This window comes from Rubrivirga sp. S365, assembly GCF_032248475.1.
In the GTDB taxonomy this organism is placed as follows: Bacteria; Bacteroidota; Rhodothermia; order Rhodothermales; family Rubricoccaceae; genus Rubrivirga; species Rubrivirga litoralis.
On the sequence record NZ_JAVTTN010000001.1, the window covers coordinates 696,828 to 711,536 of the forward strand.

The window sequence follows — 14,709 nt, forward strand, 5'->3', positions numbered from 1 at the left end:
GAGCCGGACCGCCGCCGCCCCGCCCGCGTTCACCCGGCCTCCACGCCCCGCCCCACGCCTCATGGTCCACGGCCCCGACATCCTCGTCCCCGACGCCCCGCTCCCGCAGTTCGTGCTGAAGGAGGCGTACGCGCTCGGCGACAAGCCGGCCCTCATCGACGGGCCGACCGGCCGCGTGCTCACCTACGCCCAGCTCGCCGGCGGCGTCGAGCGCGTGGCGGCGGCGCTGGCCGCGCGCGGGTTCGGGGTCGGCGACGTGTTCGGGATCCTCAGCCCGAACCTCCCCGAGTTCCCCATCGCCTTCCACGGCGCGATCCGCGCGGGCGGGGTGGCGACGACGATGAACCCGCTGTCGTCGGCCAGCGAGCTGGCGCACCAGCTGGAGGACTCCGGCGCGCGCTACCTGCTCACGGTCCCGCCGTTCCTGGAGACGGCGCGCGAGGCCGCCGACGCGGCCGGCGTCGAGGAGGTGTTCGTGTTCGGCGAGGGCGAGGGCGCCACGCCGTTCGCGTCGCTCTTGCAAGAGACCGACGGGAGCACAAAACCGCCCGAGCTCCACGGGTTCGACCCGTCGACGGCGCTCGCCGCGCTCCCCTACTCGTCCGGCACGACGGGCCTGCCGAAGGGCGTCATGCTCACGCACCGGAACCTGGTCGCGAACGTGGTCCAGTTCGAGGCCGTCGACGACGGGACCCCGGACGACGTGCTGATCGCCATCCTGCCGTTTTTCCACATCTACGGCATGACGCTGCTCGTCAACTCCGCCATGCGCGCGGGCCAGACGGTCGTAACGATGCCGCGGTTCGACCTGGAGCAGTTCCTCCAGCTCATGCAGGACCACCGCGTGACCAAGGCGTTCCTCGTCCCGCCCATCCTGGTCGGCCTCGCCAAGCACCCGCTCGTCGACCAGTACGACCTGAGCGCGCTCGTGCGCATCGTGAGCGGGGCGGCCCCGCTGGGCACCGAGGTCGCGGCGGCCGTGGCCGACCGGCTGGGGTGCGAGGTCAAGCAGGGGTTCGGGATGACCGAGGCCAGCCCCGTCACGCACTTCGTGCCGGCGAGCCGGACGCCGTGGACCAAGTATGGCTCGGTCGGCCCGGTCGTCCCCGGCGTCGACGCGAAGCTGGCCGACGTGGACACGGGCGAGGAGGTCCCGGACGGCGAGCGCGGCGAGCTCCTCGTTCGCGGCCCGAACGTGATGAAGGGCTACCTGGGCAACGACGAGGCCACGGCCCGCACGCTCGACGCCGACGGCTGGCTCCACACGGGCGACGTGGCGGTCGTCGACGAGGACGGCGACTTCTTTATCGTCGACCGCGTCAAGGAGCTCATCAAGTACAAGGGCTACCAGGTGCCGCCGGCCGAGCTCGAGGCGCTCCTCCTGGGCCACGACGCGATCGGGGACGCCGCCGTGATCCCGGTGCTGGACGAGGAGGCCGGCGAGATCCCCAAAGCCTACGTCGTCCTCAAGCCCGACCACGACCTGAGCGCCGACGACGTAATGGCCTACGTGGCCGAGCGCGTGGCGCCGTACAAGAAGGTCCGCGAGGTCGCCTTCGTGGACGAGATCCCGAAGTCGTCGTCGGGCAAGATCCTCCGCCGCGTGCTCGTCGAGCAGGACCGGGCGTGAGGAGCGCGACGCGTGCCGCCCCGCCCCCGCGCTCCGGGCGGGGCGGGGTGGGCGCCTCCGCCCGCCGCTGGGGCGGGGCGGTGCCCGTCCACGTGTCCTCCACGGCTCGCCTCCTCGCCGGCTTGGTGGCATTCGCCGCGTGCGCTGCCCCGCCCGACGCCACCCCGCCCGCTCCCCCCGCGCCCACCGAGGGCGGGGCGGCGGCCGACACCGCCCCGCCCGCCATGCCCGACTCGACGCGCCCCCTCTTCTCCTTCGACGCCGACGCCGATCCCTGGACGGTCCAGAACGACGGCGTGATGGGCGGCGACTCACGGGGCTCCGTCTCCATCGAAGGCGGCGCGCTCGTGTTCACGGGCGACGTCGTGACCGAAGGCGGCGGGTTCACGTCGGTCCTCAAGGACAAGACCGTAGACCTCTCCGACGCCGCCGGCCTCGCGCTCCGCGTCCGCGGCGGTGGGCGGACGTTCGAGGTCGAGGTCGACGACGGCACGCGCGACGGCCGCGGCCGCCAGGTCTCGCGCCGTGCCCCGTTCGAGACGACAGACAAATGGCGGACGGTCCGCGTGCCGTGGGGCGCGTTCGAGTCCAGCGTGTTCGGCGAGCCCGTCGACGCCGCCCCGCTCGACCCGGCAGCGGTCCAGGCGTTCGGGCTCTACATCATCGACGGACAGGACGGCCCGTTCCGCCTGGAGGTCGACTGGATCGGGGCGTACGGGGAGAGATAGAGGGACGAGATGGATGAGCAGAAAACGCGCCGCCCCGCCCGGCGTGCTCGAACGCCCCGCCCCTGTCGGCGGGCGGGGCGGCCGGCTCTGCTGAGAGGCGAGGGCGGGGTGGCTCTCCCCCATCCCTCTCCCATCCCTCCGTCCCGCATCCCTCCCGCTACGGCAGCGCGTGCTCGCGGGGCTCGGGGAGCTCGAAGAGGCCCTCGACCGAGAGGTACCGCTCGCCCGTGTCGTAGCCGTACGTGAGGACGCGGGCGCCCGGCGCGAGGTCGGGGAGCGTCTTGGCGACGGCGGCCAGCGAGGCGCCCGACGAGATGCCGACGAGCAGGCCCTCCTCGCGGGCCGCCCGCCGCGCGTACGCCGTGGCCTCCTCGCCCGTCACGCGGACGGTGCCGTCGATCAAGTCCGTGTCCAGGTTGCCCGGGATGAACCCGGCGCCGACCCCCTGGATCGGGTGCGGGCCGGGCTCGCCGCCCGAGATCACTGGCGAGGCGTCGGGCTCGACGGCGAACACCTTCAGGCCAGACATCTTCGGCTTGAGCACGCGGGCGAGGCCCGTGATGTGGCCGCCCGTGCCGACGCCGGTGACGAGCGCGTCGAGGCCGTCGGGGAAGTCGTCGAGCACCTCCTGCGCGCTCGTCCGCTCGTGGACCTCGGGGTTGGCCGGGTTCTCGAACTGCTGCGGCATCCACGCCCCGTCGGTCTCGGCGACGATCTCGCCGGCGCGGTCGATGGCGCCTTTCATGCCGCCCGGGCCGGGCGTGAGCACGAACTCGGCGCCGTAGGCGGCCATCAGCTTCCGGCGCTCGACCGACATCGTCTCGGGCATGACGAGGACCACGCGGTAGCCCTTGGCCGCGCCCACCATCGCCAGCCCGACGCCCGTGTTGCCGGACGTGGGCTCGACGATCGTGCTGCCCGGCGCGAGCGCGCCGGACGCCTCGGCGGCCTCGACCATCGAGAGAGCGATGCGGTCCTTGATGGAGCCGCCGGGGTTCTGGCGCTCCAGCTTGATCCAGACGTTGGCGTCCGGCCCGAACAGCCGGTTGATCTTGACGTGCGGCGTGCGGCCGATGGCCTGGAGAATGGAGTCGTAGGGCATGGGGAGGAGGGTACGGAGTACGAGGTACAGGGTACGTGGGGCGGGGCGGCCGTCGGTGTCAAGGACCTCGTGCCCCGTGCCCCCTAGATGTGGTACTCGATGAGCGGCTCGGTGTGGCCGTCGCGCGTCTTGAGTTGGGCCACGTGCGTGACGACCGACCCCGGCGGGACCGACCGCGTCAGCCACACGTTGCCGCCGACGACGCTGCCGGCCCCGACGACGGTGTCGCCGCCGAGAACGGTCGCGTTCGCGTAGAGGACGACGCCGTCCTCGATCGTCGGGTGCCGCTTGACGCGCGCGAGCCCCTTGTCCACGCTGAGCGCGCCGAGCGTGACGCCCTGGAACACGCGGACGTCGTCGCCGACAACGGCCGTCTCGCCGACGACGACGCCGGTCCCGTGGTCGATGGTGAACCGCCGCCCGATCCGCGCGCCGGGGTGGACGTCCACACCCGTCTCGCGGTGGGCGACTTCGGTGAGCAGGCGCGGCACGAGCGGGACGCGTTCGCGGTAGAGCGTGTGGGCGAGCCGGTAGGCGGCCGTCGCGTAGAAGCCGGGGTACGCCAGCACGACCTCATCGACGCTCGCGGCGGCGGGGTCGCCGGCCCACGTCGCCTCGGCGTCGTCGAGGAGCACGGCGTGGAGGGCGGGGAGGGCGCCGAGCGTGGCCTCGGCGAGCCGCCCCGCCCGGTCGGGCACGACGGGCGCGAGCAGGGCGCGGACGAGCCGCTCGAACCGCTCGGCCTCGGCGCGGACCGCCCCGCCCCCGGCCCCGCCGCAGAAGGCCGGGAACAGGAGCGCGAGCGCGGCGCCGACGACGGCCTCGGCCCCGGCCATCGACGGCGCGCGCGGCCCGTAGGCGGCGCGGGCGGCCTCGGCCGCGTCGAGGAAGGCGTCGAGGCGGGTGCGTACGTCCGTCGGCATGGGAGGAGCGGGGCGGGGCGGTCCAGAATCCCTGTTGCATCAAAAGGTTCTGCCGCCCCGCCCCGAAGCGCTTCCACGCCCGGGCGTCCCCGACGCCCCCCCGCGTACGCCAGGCATGGAGCCCGCCCCGCGCGTCCGCATCGGCCAGAGGGGGCGGACCCCGACCGCGCGCTCGCGTTCTGGCACGGCGCGAGTGAGGCGCTGTACCTCCGCGCCCCGAACGCAACTCCGTCTGGGGCGCCGTAGGGGGGCCAAACGACGTGACCGCCCCGCCCCGCCCTTCCCTTGGTGTGGGCGGGGCGGTAGCCTCCGGGATGCGGACGCTCGCGGCCCTCCTGATCGTTCTCGCCGCGGCGCCCGCGACCGCGCAGCCGCGCCCCGGCCGGGGCGGGGTGGACGAGCCGACGTTCCCGGAGCGCGAGCGGATCGCGCTCGCCAACGTGGGCCTCACGTCGCTGTTCACGGTCGCGCGCGGCGTGGTCGAGGGCCGCGTCCGGTCCGTCGGCGACGCGGCCGAGGCGGCGGCATGGGGCGCCGTCGCGGGCGCCGGGTTCTACGCGGCCAAGGACCAGGTTGGGCGCGGGCGGGGCGCGCTGGGGTTGGGCCTCGCCTTCGCGTCGGCGTCGCGGGCCGAGAACGCGGCGACGGGCGGCGGCCCGCTGGGGCACGTCCGCGTCGGGTTCGGCCCGCTCGACGTGAGGCTGCGGACGCCGCTCGCCACGCGGCCCGGCCCGGCCGTGGGCGTCGAGGTGGACCCGCTGGCGGCGGTCGCGCTCGTGGCCGTCCCGCTCTCGGGCGGCCGGCCCGTCGTGCGGGGCGGGGTGCTCATGTACGTCCACCCCGCCCTCAACCCGGAAGAGATCGGCGTGCAGTATGCGTCGGGCCGGGCGGTCGGCCGCGTCGTTCTGGTCCAGGAAGAGCCCGACGACGACACCATCCGGCACGAGGCGATCCATTTTCTGCAGATGGTGCAGGCCAGCGCCGTCACGCCGCGCGGGACGCTCGGGAGCGTCTGGCAAGGCGGCCGCCGCACCACGCGGGGCGGGGCGGTGCAGTGGGACGTGCGGACGGACTGGCTCGCGGCGGCGCTGGGCGGCCTCGACAAGCTCCTCGCGGACGGCTCCAAGGACGGGTGGGCGGAAGCAGAGGCGTACGAGCTTCAAAACCCGCCCACCCCGCCCTATGACGGCGGCTTCTTCCCCATGCCCTGCCCGCCGGACCTCCCGCCCGGCACGTTCTGCCCGTTCTGACGGCCGCCGCGGGCGGGGCGGCTACCGTCCCTGCTCGATGGCCCGCGCCGCGAGGCGGTCCACGAGCCCCGGCGCCACGAGCGAGAGCCACCGCCCCGCCCGGCCGCGCGCCGTCATCACGACCTGGCGCTTGCGGCCGTCGGCGGCCTCCAGGATGAGGCGCGCGCACGTCTCGGGGCTCATCACGCGGTCCTCCTGGACCGGGCTCTGGCCCAGCGGCTGCCCGTCCGGCCCGGTCGCGCGGCGGCGGACCCAGGTGTCGACGAAGCCGGGGTAGGCGACCGTCACGCTCACGCCCGTGCCGCGAAGCTCGATGCGGAGCGAGTCGAAAAAGCCCCGCATGGCGTGCTTCGACGCCGCGTAGGCCGTCCGCGTGGGAACGCCCGTGAGCCCGGTGAGGCTGGAGACGGCCACGAGCCGCCCGCGCGACGCTTCGAGGTGGCCGAGCGCGGCGTGCGTGCACCACACGCTCCCGAGGTAGTTCACGCGCATGATCCGCTCGAACAGGCCCAGGTCCTCGATCTCGTCGAACCGCGCCCACATCGACACGCCCGCGTTGTTGACGAGCGCGTCGACGCGGCCCCAGCGCTTGACGGCGGCGTCGACGAACGCCCGGCACTCGGCCTCGACGCCCACGTCGGTCGGCACTGCGAGTGCTTCGCCGCCCCGCCCGCGGCACGCCTCGGCCACGCGCTCCAGGTCGTCCGTCCCGCGCGCGGCGAGGGCCAGCCGGGCGCCGCGCGAGGCCAGCTGGAGCGCCAGCTGCTCCCCGATCCCCGACGAGGCGCCGGTGATGAGAACGACGGAGCCGGTGCCGAGCGGGGCGGTGGACATGGGCGGGCGGGGCGGACTCGGAGGGCGGGGCGGCTAGGATAGGCCACCCCGCCCCCGAGGCGCAGGCGACACCCGGAGGGCTGACCGGCGCTCGCGCTCACGGCGGCGCGGGCGGCACCCCGCCCCAGAGCGCGGGCGGGGCGGTCCCGCAGTCGACGGGCGGGGCGACGGGCGGGCTCGTCGCCCCCTACCCCAGCGCCTTCCGCACGCCGCGGCGGACGAGCTCGACCGCGAGGCCGTAGACCAGGTGCGAGCCGCCCTCCCAGACCCACCACGCCGCCGGCATCTTCGCCGGGCTCGCCTGGAGGCCGAAGGCCGGCAGCGACGAACCGTGCGTGGCTGCGAAGAGCGCGAGCGAGGCCGGGACGCCGTAGCCGGCCTCGGCGCCGGTGACCTCGGCGAGCACGCCGTAGGCCACGCCCGCCGACGTCCCGAACGTCCAGTGGATGCCCTCGTTGGCCGTCAGCTTCTGGTCTCGGTCCAGCGTCACGCCGGCCACGTCGGTTACGGCCTGGGCCAGCTTCGCCGGCGGCATCCGCTCCGGGTGCCCTTTGACGTCGGCTCCGGGCAGCTCCTCCTGGCTCGGGGACGGCGGGAACCAGCGCTCGCCGAGGTCCTGCAGGGGCGGCTCGACCTGGCTCTTGACGAACGTGCCGACGAGGCCGCCGGCAAGGCCGGCGACGGCGCCTTTCCACAGCGAACGGCGGGGGGAGAAAATGGACATGGCGGGGTGGGAGAAGGGAGCCCGTGAGACGAGAGCAGGGCGGGGCGGGTCCGGCTCGACGGCCGCCCCGCCCCGACATCGGGCGCCCCCTCAGGGGCACGCCCCACCCGCCCTTTCCGGCGTCCACCCCGCACCCCGCCCACGCGGGCGCGCCGGGCGGGGCGGTGGGCGCCCAGACGGAGGGGGTCTGCGGGTCGAGTCGGGACCCGTCCGCAGCACGTGCTTGCCCCGCGGCCGCTGCCGTGCGCGGGGCGGGGTGGCGTACACTCCTCCCATGCCCGCCCCGCCCACCACCGACGCCGTCCGCGCCCGGCTCGCCGCGCTCCTCCCCGAGCTCCGCGAGCGCTACGGCGTCCGCGCGCTCGCCATCTTCGGGTCGTACGCCCGCGGCGAGCAGACGGCCGAGAGCGACCTCGACGTGCTCGTCGAGTTCGACCGGACGCCGAGCCTCTACGCGTTCGTCGGCCTCGGGCTGGACATGGAGGAGGCGATGGGCCTGAAGGTCGACCTCGCGACGCGACCCGTCCGCGACGTCCGCTTCGAGTCGGCGGTCGAGCGGGACCTCGTGCGTGTATGACGCGGAGCACGAGGACCTACGTCGAGGACATCCTCGCTGAGATGGACCGGATCGAGCGGTTCGTCGGGGAGATGAGTCCCAGCGACCTCCAGGCCAGTGACCTCGTGTCCTACGCCGTCATCAGAGCGTTCGAGGTCATCGGCGAGGCGGCCAAACACGTCCCCGACGACGTCCGCGCCCGCTGCCCGGAGGTGATGTGGCGGGAGATGGCGGGGATGCGTGACCGGCTCGCGCACGCCTACTGGGGGACCGAGATGAGCTTTGCCTGGGTCACCATCTACGAGCGGTTCCCCATCGAGCGCGCGGCCCTCCGCCGTCTCCTCGACGACCTCTCCCGAGATCGCCCCGCTGGGTAAGCCCCGCTGGATAAGTCGGGCGGGGCGGTCGCCGCCCCGCCCCACCTGGGCGCGAGGCGCGGCAGAATTCCCGCGCGCGCCGGATCTCCCACCCCGCCCGCCGAGTCCGATCTTGCAACGACTCCAGCATTCCCCCGACCCGCCATGGCTACCGAGCCCACCAAAAAGCAAGGCCCCCTCCTCACGACCGCGGACGGCGCCCCCATCGCCGACCAGGAAAACGCGCTGACGGCCGGCCCGCGCGGGCCGGTCCTCATGCAGGACGTGGCCCTCCAGGAGCAGATCCAGCGGTTCAACCGCGAGCGCGTGCCCGAGCGCGCCGTCCACGCCAAGGGCTCCGGCGCCTTCGGCACGTTCACCGTCACCGGCGACATCACCGAGTACACGCGGGCCTCGATGTTCTCGGAAGTCGGCAAGCAGACCGAGATGGCGGCCCGGTTCTCGACCGTCGCCGGCGAGCGTGGCGCGGCCGACGCCGAGCGCGACCCGCGCGGGTTCTCGCTCAAGTTCTACACCGACGAGGGTAACTGGGATTTGGTGGGCAACAACACGCCCATCTTCTTTGTGCGCGACCCGTACAAATTCCAGATGTTCATCCACTCGCAAAAGCGGCACCCGCACACGAACCTGCGCGACGCCGACATGCAGTGGGATTTTTGGAGCCTCTGCCCCGAGTCGCTCCACCAGGTCACGTGGCTCTTCGGCGACCGCGGCATCCCCAAGACGTACCGCAACATGAACGGGTACGGGAGCCACACCTACTCGCTCGTCAACAAGGACGGCGTCCGCACCTGGGTCAAGTTCCACTTCAAGACGGATCAGGGCATCGAGAACCTCACCAACGAGGAGGCGACGGAGCTCATCGGTCAGGACCGCGAGAGCCACCAGCGCGACCTGTGGGAGGCCATCGACCAGGGCGACTTCCCGACGTGGACCTGCTACGTCCAGCTGATGACGCAGGAGCAGGCCGAGGAGGTCGACTACAACCCGTTCGACCTCACCAAGGTGTGGCCGCACGCCGACTTCCCGCTCGTCGAGGTCGGGAAGATGGAGCTCAACCGGAACCCGGAGAACTACTTCCACGAGGTCGAGCAGGCGGCGTACAACCCGTCGTCGCTGGTGCCCGGCATCGGGCCGAGCCCGGACAAGATGCTCCAGGGCCGGCTCATGTCGTACCAGGACGCCCACCTCTACCGGATCGGCGTCAACTACCGCGCCCTCAAGGTGAACCGACCGAAGACGCCCGTCCGCAACTACATGCGCGACGGCCAGTTCGGCGGGATCCTCGACGAGGGGACCGGCCACCCGAACTACTACCCGAACTCGGTCGAGGGCGCGCCCCGGCCGGACCCGTCCTACGCCGAGCCGGCGTGGCACCTGGGCGACGTGACCGTCGAGCGGTACAACAGCCGCGAGGACCACGACGACTTTAGCCAGGCCGCCGACCTCTACAACCTGATGTCGGAGGACGAGAAGGAGCGGCTGGTGACGAACCTGGCCGGCGCCCTCGGCGGCGTCGACCGCCAGGAGATCGTCGACCGCCAGGTCGCCCACTTCGACCAGGTGGACGAGGACTACGGCCGGCGCGTCCGCGAGGCCGTCTCCAAGGTTCGCCAGTCGAGCGGCGACGGGCAGGCCGGCGTCGAGGCCGCGATGTCTGTCAAGGACATGGTGCCCGAGGGCAAGGCCAAGCGCGGCTAACCCGCCCCGCCCCGCCCGCCCTCACGGGCGGGGTGGTCGCTTGATCTGCGCGCCCCGGTGGCTTCGGCCGCCGGGGCGTTTTTGTGGTCGGGCGGGGCGGTCGGCCCGCCCCGCCTAACCGCCCCGCCCGTAGGGACACCACGCATGGTGTCCCTACCGACCGCCGACGTGCCGAGACGACACCGAAACCACCCCGCCCGCGCGGGAGCGGGGCGGGGCGGTCCCGCGTACGACGCGCCTCACCCCCACACGCCGATGCCCGACGACACGACCCCACCCCGCCCCGGCACCGAGGGCGGGGCGGCGCCCGTCGACCTCCAGAACGTCGACTTCCACGAGATCGCCCGGCGCGGCGACGCCGAAGTGCTCTCTGTTTTCCTCGACGCGGGTCTCGACCCCGACCTGACGAATGAGCGCGGCCACACGCTCCTCATGGTCGCCGCCTACAACGACCAGCGCGAGGCCGTCGACCTCCTCCTCGACCGCGGCGCCGACGTCGACGCGCCCGACCCGGCCGGCAACACGCCGCTCGCCGGCCTGTGCTTCAAGGGCTACGCGTCGCTCGCGGAGCGGCTGATCGCGGGCGGGGCGGACGTCGAGGCGCGCAACGGCTCCGGCGCGACGCCGCTCCAGATGGCCGTCACGTTCGGGCCGCCCGAGATGGTGGCGCTCCTCCTGGCACACGGCGCCGACCCGGCCGCGGTCGACGGGGCCGGGCGGTCGGCGCTCGACCTCGCGCGCGCCCACGGCCGCGCGGACGTGGTGGCGATGCTGGAGGCGGCGGGCGGGGCGGCGTAGCTCGGCTCGCCCCGCCCGCGGGCAGATGTGGCAGCGGGCGGGGAGCCGCCCCGCCCCACGGGCCAGGCAGCGGCGGCACTGATCTTTGCAGAGCCTTGACAAGTCCTTCGGCAATCCCTATCCTCGTCTCGAACGTTCGCAACGTTTCAAACGTGAAGCAAACGTTTCCCCGTTCCTTCCATGCCTGCCCCCCTCACCCCCTCCCAGCGCGACCTCGTCCACGAGTTCGGGTCGATCTACGAGCAGTACGGGTCCCAGCGGCTGAAGGGCCTCCTCGTGGGGCTCCTCCTGGTCCAGCCCGACCCGCTCTCGCTCGACGACATGGCCGGGCTCCTCGGCCGGAGCAAGGGTCCGATCTCGACGGCCGTCCGCGACCTCTCGGCCACCGGCCTCGTCCGCAAAGTGGACGGCGAGAACGCGCGGCGCGACTACTACGCGGCCCACCCCGACCTCTTCCTGAACAACTTCAAGCACAACATGGCCATCGTCCGGAAAAACCGGCGGACGGCCGAGCAGTTCTTGAACGAGATGGACGGGGACGACGCGCACGCCGAGGCGGTCCGCAACCTGGACCAGATGCGGGCCTTCTACACGCTCATGGAGTCCGTCTACGAGGACTTCGCCGAGCGGTGGGAGGCCGACGCCGCCCGGCTGAACGGGCGCGGCTAGCGTCGGCGCCTGGAAGCGCTTCGAGGGCGGGGCGGGCGACACCCCCACCCTCATGTCCCGTTTGCTCGCGAGCCTCCTCCTCGGCGCCCTCCTCACGGGCGCCGCCGCCGCCCAAGACGCCCGCTTCGAGGGCCGCGTGACGCAGACCGGCAGCGGCGAGCCGCTCATCGGCGCGACCGTCGTCCTGGAAGGGACCGTCTACGGCGCGTCCACCGACATCGAGGGCCGCTACGGCTTTTCCGCCCCGCCCGGCGCCTACGTGCTCACGGCGTCCTACGTGGGCTACGAGGGCGTGCGCCGCGAGGTCCTCCCCGCCCCCGGCGAGGTCGTGGCCGCGGACTTCGTGCTGGAGGAGGCGGCCTCGGCCGTGAGCGAGGTGATCGTGACGGGCGCCAGCCGGCGGGCCGAGAAGCTGACCGACTCGCCAGCGACGGTCCAGGTGATCTCGGCGGCCGAGCTCGAGGCCTTCCCCGGGTTCTCGTACGAGCAGGCCCTGGCCCGGCTCAAGGGCGTCGACTTCGTGCGGACCGGGATCAGCGGCGTCGGCATCAACGCGCGCGGGTTCAACAGCGCGTTCAACTCGAAGATGCTCCTGCTCACCGACGGCCGGCGCTCGATCATCCCGGGCAACGGGCTCCCGCTCGGGAACATGAACACGGTGACGAAGGAGGACGTGGACCGCGTCGAGGTCATCCTCGGGCCGTCGTCGGCGCTCTACGGGCCGAACGCGCATAACGGCATCATCAACGTGATCACGAAGGACCCGCGCAACACGCCGGGCCTCACGCTGACCGCCGAGGGCGGGGCGGGCGGGGCGGACGCCAGCGTCTACTCGGTCCGCGGCCGCTACGCGCAGGCGTTCGCCGACAAGCGGTTCGCGCTCAAGGTGACGGGCGAGTACACGGGCGGCACCGACTTCGCCTTCGACGACTCGGTCTACGTCGCGACGCCGGCCGGGACCGTGGCCGTCAACGAGGACCCCAGCCTCGACGTGAGCCACGCGCGGGGCGGGGCGGACCTGTTCTTCAGCCCGGTGGCCGACGCCGACGTCGTCCTCTCGTACTCGGCCAGCCGGAACGACTACCTCGGCGTCACGAACCTGGGCCGCAACCAGATCGACGACTGGAGCGTCCAGGTCCTCCAGCTCCGGGCGACGACCCCGCGCTTTTTCGCGCAGGCGTACCAGACGTGGAGCAACTCGGGCCAGACGTTCGCGCTCCAGAACCGGGCGCCGCTGATCCTCGCCGGCGTCGACGCGGACGAGGCTCGCGAGGCGGCCCGGTTCAAGGACCAGTCCTCGCGGTTCAACGCCGAGGCCCAGTTCAACGACACGCTCTACGGGTTCGGCATCGTCGCCGGGGCGGACTACGAGCGCGAGGAGGCCGTGAGCTCGGGGACCTACCTCAGCGACACGACGGGTACGGGCCTGGTCTTTACCCGCTACGGCGTCGCGCTCCAGCTCGAGCGCCAGCTCGTCGGCACGCTCCGGGCGGTCGGGGCGGGGCGGTACGACTACCAGGAAAACTACGGGAGCCAGTTTTCGCCCAAGCTCGGGCTGGTCTACGGGCTCGGCGGGCAGCTCGGGTCGCTCCGCGTGACGTACGGGCAGGCGTTCCTCGCGCCGAGCGTGCTCCAGCAGGAGCTGTTCATCCCGCTCGGGGCGACGGCGACGGGCGTCCCCATTGTGGCGCGGGGGAACGCGCAGGGCTACACCGTGCTGAACGCGCAGGGGCAGGCGGAGACGGTGGACCCGCTCGTGCCCGAGGTCGTCCGCACGGTCGAGGTCGGGTACAAGGGGCTCCCCTCCGGCCGCCTGTTCGTGGACGTGAACGCCTACTACTCAACCGAGGACAACTTCGTCTCGCCGCTCTCGGGGATCGGGTTCGCCACGGCGACGGGCACGGGCGACGACGCGTTCCAGCGGCAGGAGGTCGTGCTGACGTACCGCAACTTCGGCGAGGTCGCGTCCTACGGGGCGGACCTCGGGCTCACGTACTTCCTCAACGACCGGATCACGATCGGGGGCACGTACTCGTTTTTCGACTCGGACATTGACGAGGAGTCGTTCGACCTCAACAACGACGGCGTGGTCTCGCCCAACGAGATCTCGCTGAACACGCCGGGCCACAAGGGTTCGCTCTCGTTCACGGCCCGCGACTTCGGAATGGCTGGGCTCTCGGCCGCGCTCACCGTCCGCGGCGTCTCGGAGTACTCGTTCGTCTCCGGCCGCCACTTCGCCTCGGACGAGCAGGAGGGCGAGCGCGTGGTCCTGACGACGCCGGGCGGGGCGGTCCCGTTCAACTACAACTACGGCCCGCTCGGCGGCTTCGTGACGGCCGACGTGAGCGCGGGCTACCAGTTCACGCCGACGCTCCAGGTCGGGGCCGCGGTGACGAACCTGTTCGGGGTCGAGCAGCGCGAGTTCGTCGGCTCGCCGCCGACGCCCACGTTCGTGACCGCCTCGCTCAAGACGACGCTCCCGGCGTTCGGCCGGTAAGGAATCGGGCGGGGCGGCTGATCGCTTTCCCACCCCGCCCTCGGCGGCACCACCCCGCCCTCGACGGCACCACCCCGCCCCCGGCGGCACCACCCCGCCGGCTCATCACGGACACGGCAAGCCGTGTCCCTACTCCGCTCTCATCTATGACACTCGAAGGAAAAGTCGCCGTCGTCACCGGCGGCGCGCAGGGCATCGGCCGCGCCACGTGCGAGCGGTTCGTCCAAGACGGCGCCCGCGTCGTGATCGCCGACCTCGCCGAGGATGCGGGCCAGGAGCTGGCCGACCGCCTGGGCGGGGCGGCCGTGTTCGTCAAAACGGACGTGGCCGACGCCGAGGGCGCGGGCGGGGCGGTGCAGGCGGCCGTCGACGCGTTCGGCGGGCTCGACGTGCTCGTCAACAACGCCGGCATCACGCGCGACGCGACGCTGGGGAAGATGACGGGCGATCAGTTCGACGCCGTCGTGTCGGTGAACCTGAAGGGCGTCTACCTGTGCACGCAGGCGGCCCTCCCCCACCTCGACGCGCGCGGGGGCGGGGCGGTCCTCAACGCGGCGAGCGTCGTGGCCCACACCGGCAACTTCGGCCAGACCAACTACGTGGCGACGAAGGCCGGCGTGATCGGGATGACGAAGACGTGGGCGCGCGAACTGGGCCGTAAGGGGATCCGCGTGAACGCGGTCGCCCCAGGCTTCGTGGCGACGGAGATGGTCAAGACGGTGCCGGAGAAGGTGCTCGGGCCGCTCCGCGACAAGACTCCGCTCGGGCGGCTCGGCGAGCCCGAGGACGTCGCGGCGGCCTACGCCTTCCTCGCCTCCGACGACGCCCGCTTTATCACGGGCGCCGTGCTCAACGTGGACGGTGGGCTGGTTTTGTAGGGGGTACGGGGGGTGAGGTACGGGGTACAGGGTACGCGGTAC

At 72.9% G+C, this 14,709-nt stretch carries 14 protein-coding genes; 10 read left to right on the forward strand and 4 right to left on the reverse strand.

All coding sequences use genetic code 11. From position 1 onward, the window contains the following. The first annotated feature begins 61 nt into the window (after positions 1–61). Together RQM47_RS03145 and RQM47_RS03150 are read left to right on the forward strand one after the other, a co-directional pair. Entirely contained in the window at positions 62–1,630 is a 1,569-nt protein-coding gene (locus RQM47_RS03145) for a 4-coumarate--CoA ligase family protein (protein ID WP_311661034.1), read from the forward strand. A gap of 92 nt (positions 1,631–1,722) precedes the next feature. Then, positions 1,723–2,358 carry a CIA30 family protein gene (locus tag RQM47_RS03150; RefSeq protein WP_311661035.1) on the forward strand — a complete coding sequence of 212 codons (636 nt, stop codon included), beginning with the start codon at positions 1,723–1,725 and terminating at the stop codon, positions 2,356–2,358. Positions 2,359–2,515: 157 nt separating this feature from the next. On the opposite strand, the gene cysK is transcribed toward RQM47_RS03150, so the two are convergent. Then, positions 2,516–3,460, reverse strand: a complete 945-nt coding sequence (cysK, locus tag RQM47_RS03155) for a cysteine synthase A (protein WP_311661037.1) — start codon at positions 3,458–3,460, stop codon at positions 2,516–2,518. An 83-nt stretch (positions 3,461–3,543) separates the two neighbouring features. After that, the gene (gene epsC / locus RQM47_RS03160) at positions 3,544–4,383 is read right to left on the reverse strand and encodes a serine O-acetyltransferase EpsC (RefSeq protein WP_314007320.1); all 840 of its coding nucleotides are present in this window, start codon (positions 4,381–4,383) and stop codon (positions 3,544–3,546) included. A gap of 260 nt (positions 4,384–4,643) precedes the next feature. On the opposite strand from epsC, the gene RQM47_RS03165 reads away from it, so the two are divergent. Beyond that, positions 4,644–5,633 carry a hypothetical protein gene (locus tag RQM47_RS03165; protein ID WP_311661039.1) on the forward strand — a complete coding sequence of 330 codons (990 nt, stop codon included), beginning with the start codon at positions 4,644–4,646 and terminating at the stop codon, positions 5,631–5,633. 21 nt (positions 5,634–5,654) lie between these two features. Here RQM47_RS03165 and RQM47_RS03170 read toward each other — a convergent pair whose 3' ends face one another. Next, positions 5,655–6,467, reverse strand: coding sequence for an SDR family oxidoreductase (locus RQM47_RS03170; RefSeq protein ID WP_314007323.1), 813 nt, complete (start codon positions 6,465–6,467; stop codon positions 5,655–5,657). A 187-nt stretch (positions 6,468–6,654) separates the two neighbouring features. After that, on the reverse strand, positions 6,655–7,191 hold the full coding sequence (locus RQM47_RS03175) for a DUF1440 domain-containing protein (protein ID WP_314007325.1): 537 nt from the start codon (positions 7,189–7,191) through the stop codon (positions 6,655–6,657). Between the two features lie 274 nt (positions 7,192–7,465). On the opposite strand from RQM47_RS03175, the gene RQM47_RS03180 reads away from it, so the two are divergent. The 7 genes from RQM47_RS03180 (at position 7,466) to RQM47_RS03210 (ending at position 14,667) form a co-directional block, all read left to right on the forward strand. Beyond that, a complete protein-coding gene (locus tag RQM47_RS03180; RefSeq protein ID WP_311661046.1) occupies positions 7,466–7,768 on the forward strand; it encodes a nucleotidyltransferase family protein in 303 nt (100 codons plus the stop codon). Continuing rightward, positions 7,765–8,124: a DUF86 domain-containing protein gene (locus tag RQM47_RS03185; RefSeq protein ID WP_314007327.1), complete on the forward strand. Its 360-nt coding sequence runs from the start codon at positions 7,765–7,767 to the stop codon at positions 8,122–8,124. Before RQM47_RS03180 ends, RQM47_RS03185 begins: the two co-directional genes overlap by 4 nt. 144 nt (positions 8,125–8,268) lie before the next feature. After that, positions 8,269–9,825: a catalase gene (locus RQM47_RS03190; protein WP_314007329.1), complete on the forward strand. Its 1,557-nt coding sequence runs from the start codon at positions 8,269–8,271 to the stop codon at positions 9,823–9,825. Between the two features lie 255 nt (positions 9,826–10,080). Then, on the forward strand, positions 10,081–10,623 hold the full coding sequence (locus RQM47_RS03195; protein WP_314007331.1) for an ankyrin repeat domain-containing protein: 543 nt from the start codon (positions 10,081–10,083) through the stop codon (positions 10,621–10,623). 180 nt (positions 10,624–10,803) lie between these two features. Continuing rightward, positions 10,804–11,292: a transcriptional regulator gene (locus RQM47_RS03200; RefSeq protein WP_314007334.1), complete on the forward strand. Its 489-nt coding sequence runs from the start codon at positions 10,804–10,806 to the stop codon at positions 11,290–11,292. A 52-nt stretch (positions 11,293–11,344) separates the two neighbouring features. Next, positions 11,345–13,789 (forward strand): TonB-dependent receptor, encoded by a 2,445-nt coding sequence (locus RQM47_RS03205; RefSeq protein ID WP_314007336.1) that lies wholly within the window; start codon positions 11,345–11,347, stop codon positions 13,787–13,789. A gap of 146 nt (positions 13,790–13,935) precedes the next feature. Further along, entirely contained in the window at positions 13,936–14,667 is a 732-nt protein-coding gene (locus tag RQM47_RS03210) for a glucose 1-dehydrogenase (protein WP_314007339.1), read from the forward strand. Positions 14,668–14,709 lie beyond the last annotated feature (42 nt).

What these genes read in the sequence shown, in the direction of transcription:
- RQM47_RS03145 (WP_311661034.1), top strand. Translation starts at nt 62, where the DNA reads ATGGTCCACGGCCCCGACATCCTCGTCCCCGACGCCCCGCTCCCGCAG.
- cysK (WP_311661037.1), bottom strand. Translation starts at nt 3,460, where the DNA reads ATGCCCTACGACTCCATTCTCCAGGCCATCGGCCGCACGCCGCACGTC.
- epsC (WP_314007320.1), bottom strand. Translation starts at nt 4,383, where the DNA reads ATGCCGACGGACGTACGCACCCGCCTCGACGCCTTCCTCGACGCGGCC.
- RQM47_RS03170 (WP_314007323.1), bottom strand. Translation starts at nt 6,467, where the DNA reads ATGTCCACCGCCCCGCTCGGCACCGGCTCCGTCGTTCTCATCACCGGC.
- RQM47_RS03175 (WP_314007325.1), bottom strand. Translation starts at nt 7,191, where the DNA reads ATGTCCATTTTCTCCCCCCGCCGTTCGCTGTGGAAAGGCGCCGTCGCC.
- RQM47_RS03180 (WP_311661046.1), top strand. Translation starts at nt 7,466, where the DNA reads ATGCCCGCCCCGCCCACCACCGACGCCGTCCGCGCCCGGCTCGCCGCG.
- RQM47_RS03185 (WP_314007327.1), top strand. Translation starts at nt 7,765, where the DNA reads ATGACGCGGAGCACGAGGACCTACGTCGAGGACATCCTCGCTGAGATG.
- RQM47_RS03190 (WP_314007329.1), top strand. Translation starts at nt 8,269, where the DNA reads ATGGCTACCGAGCCCACCAAAAAGCAAGGCCCCCTCCTCACGACCGCG.
- RQM47_RS03195 (WP_314007331.1), top strand. Translation starts at nt 10,081, where the DNA reads ATGCCCGACGACACGACCCCACCCCGCCCCGGCACCGAGGGCGGGGCG.
- RQM47_RS03200 (WP_314007334.1), top strand. Translation starts at nt 10,804, where the DNA reads ATGCCTGCCCCCCTCACCCCCTCCCAGCGCGACCTCGTCCACGAGTTC.
- RQM47_RS03205 (WP_314007336.1), top strand. Translation starts at nt 11,345, where the DNA reads ATGTCCCGTTTGCTCGCGAGCCTCCTCCTCGGCGCCCTCCTCACGGGC.
- RQM47_RS03210 (WP_314007339.1), top strand. Translation starts at nt 13,936, where the DNA reads ATGACACTCGAAGGAAAAGTCGCCGTCGTCACCGGCGGCGCGCAGGGC.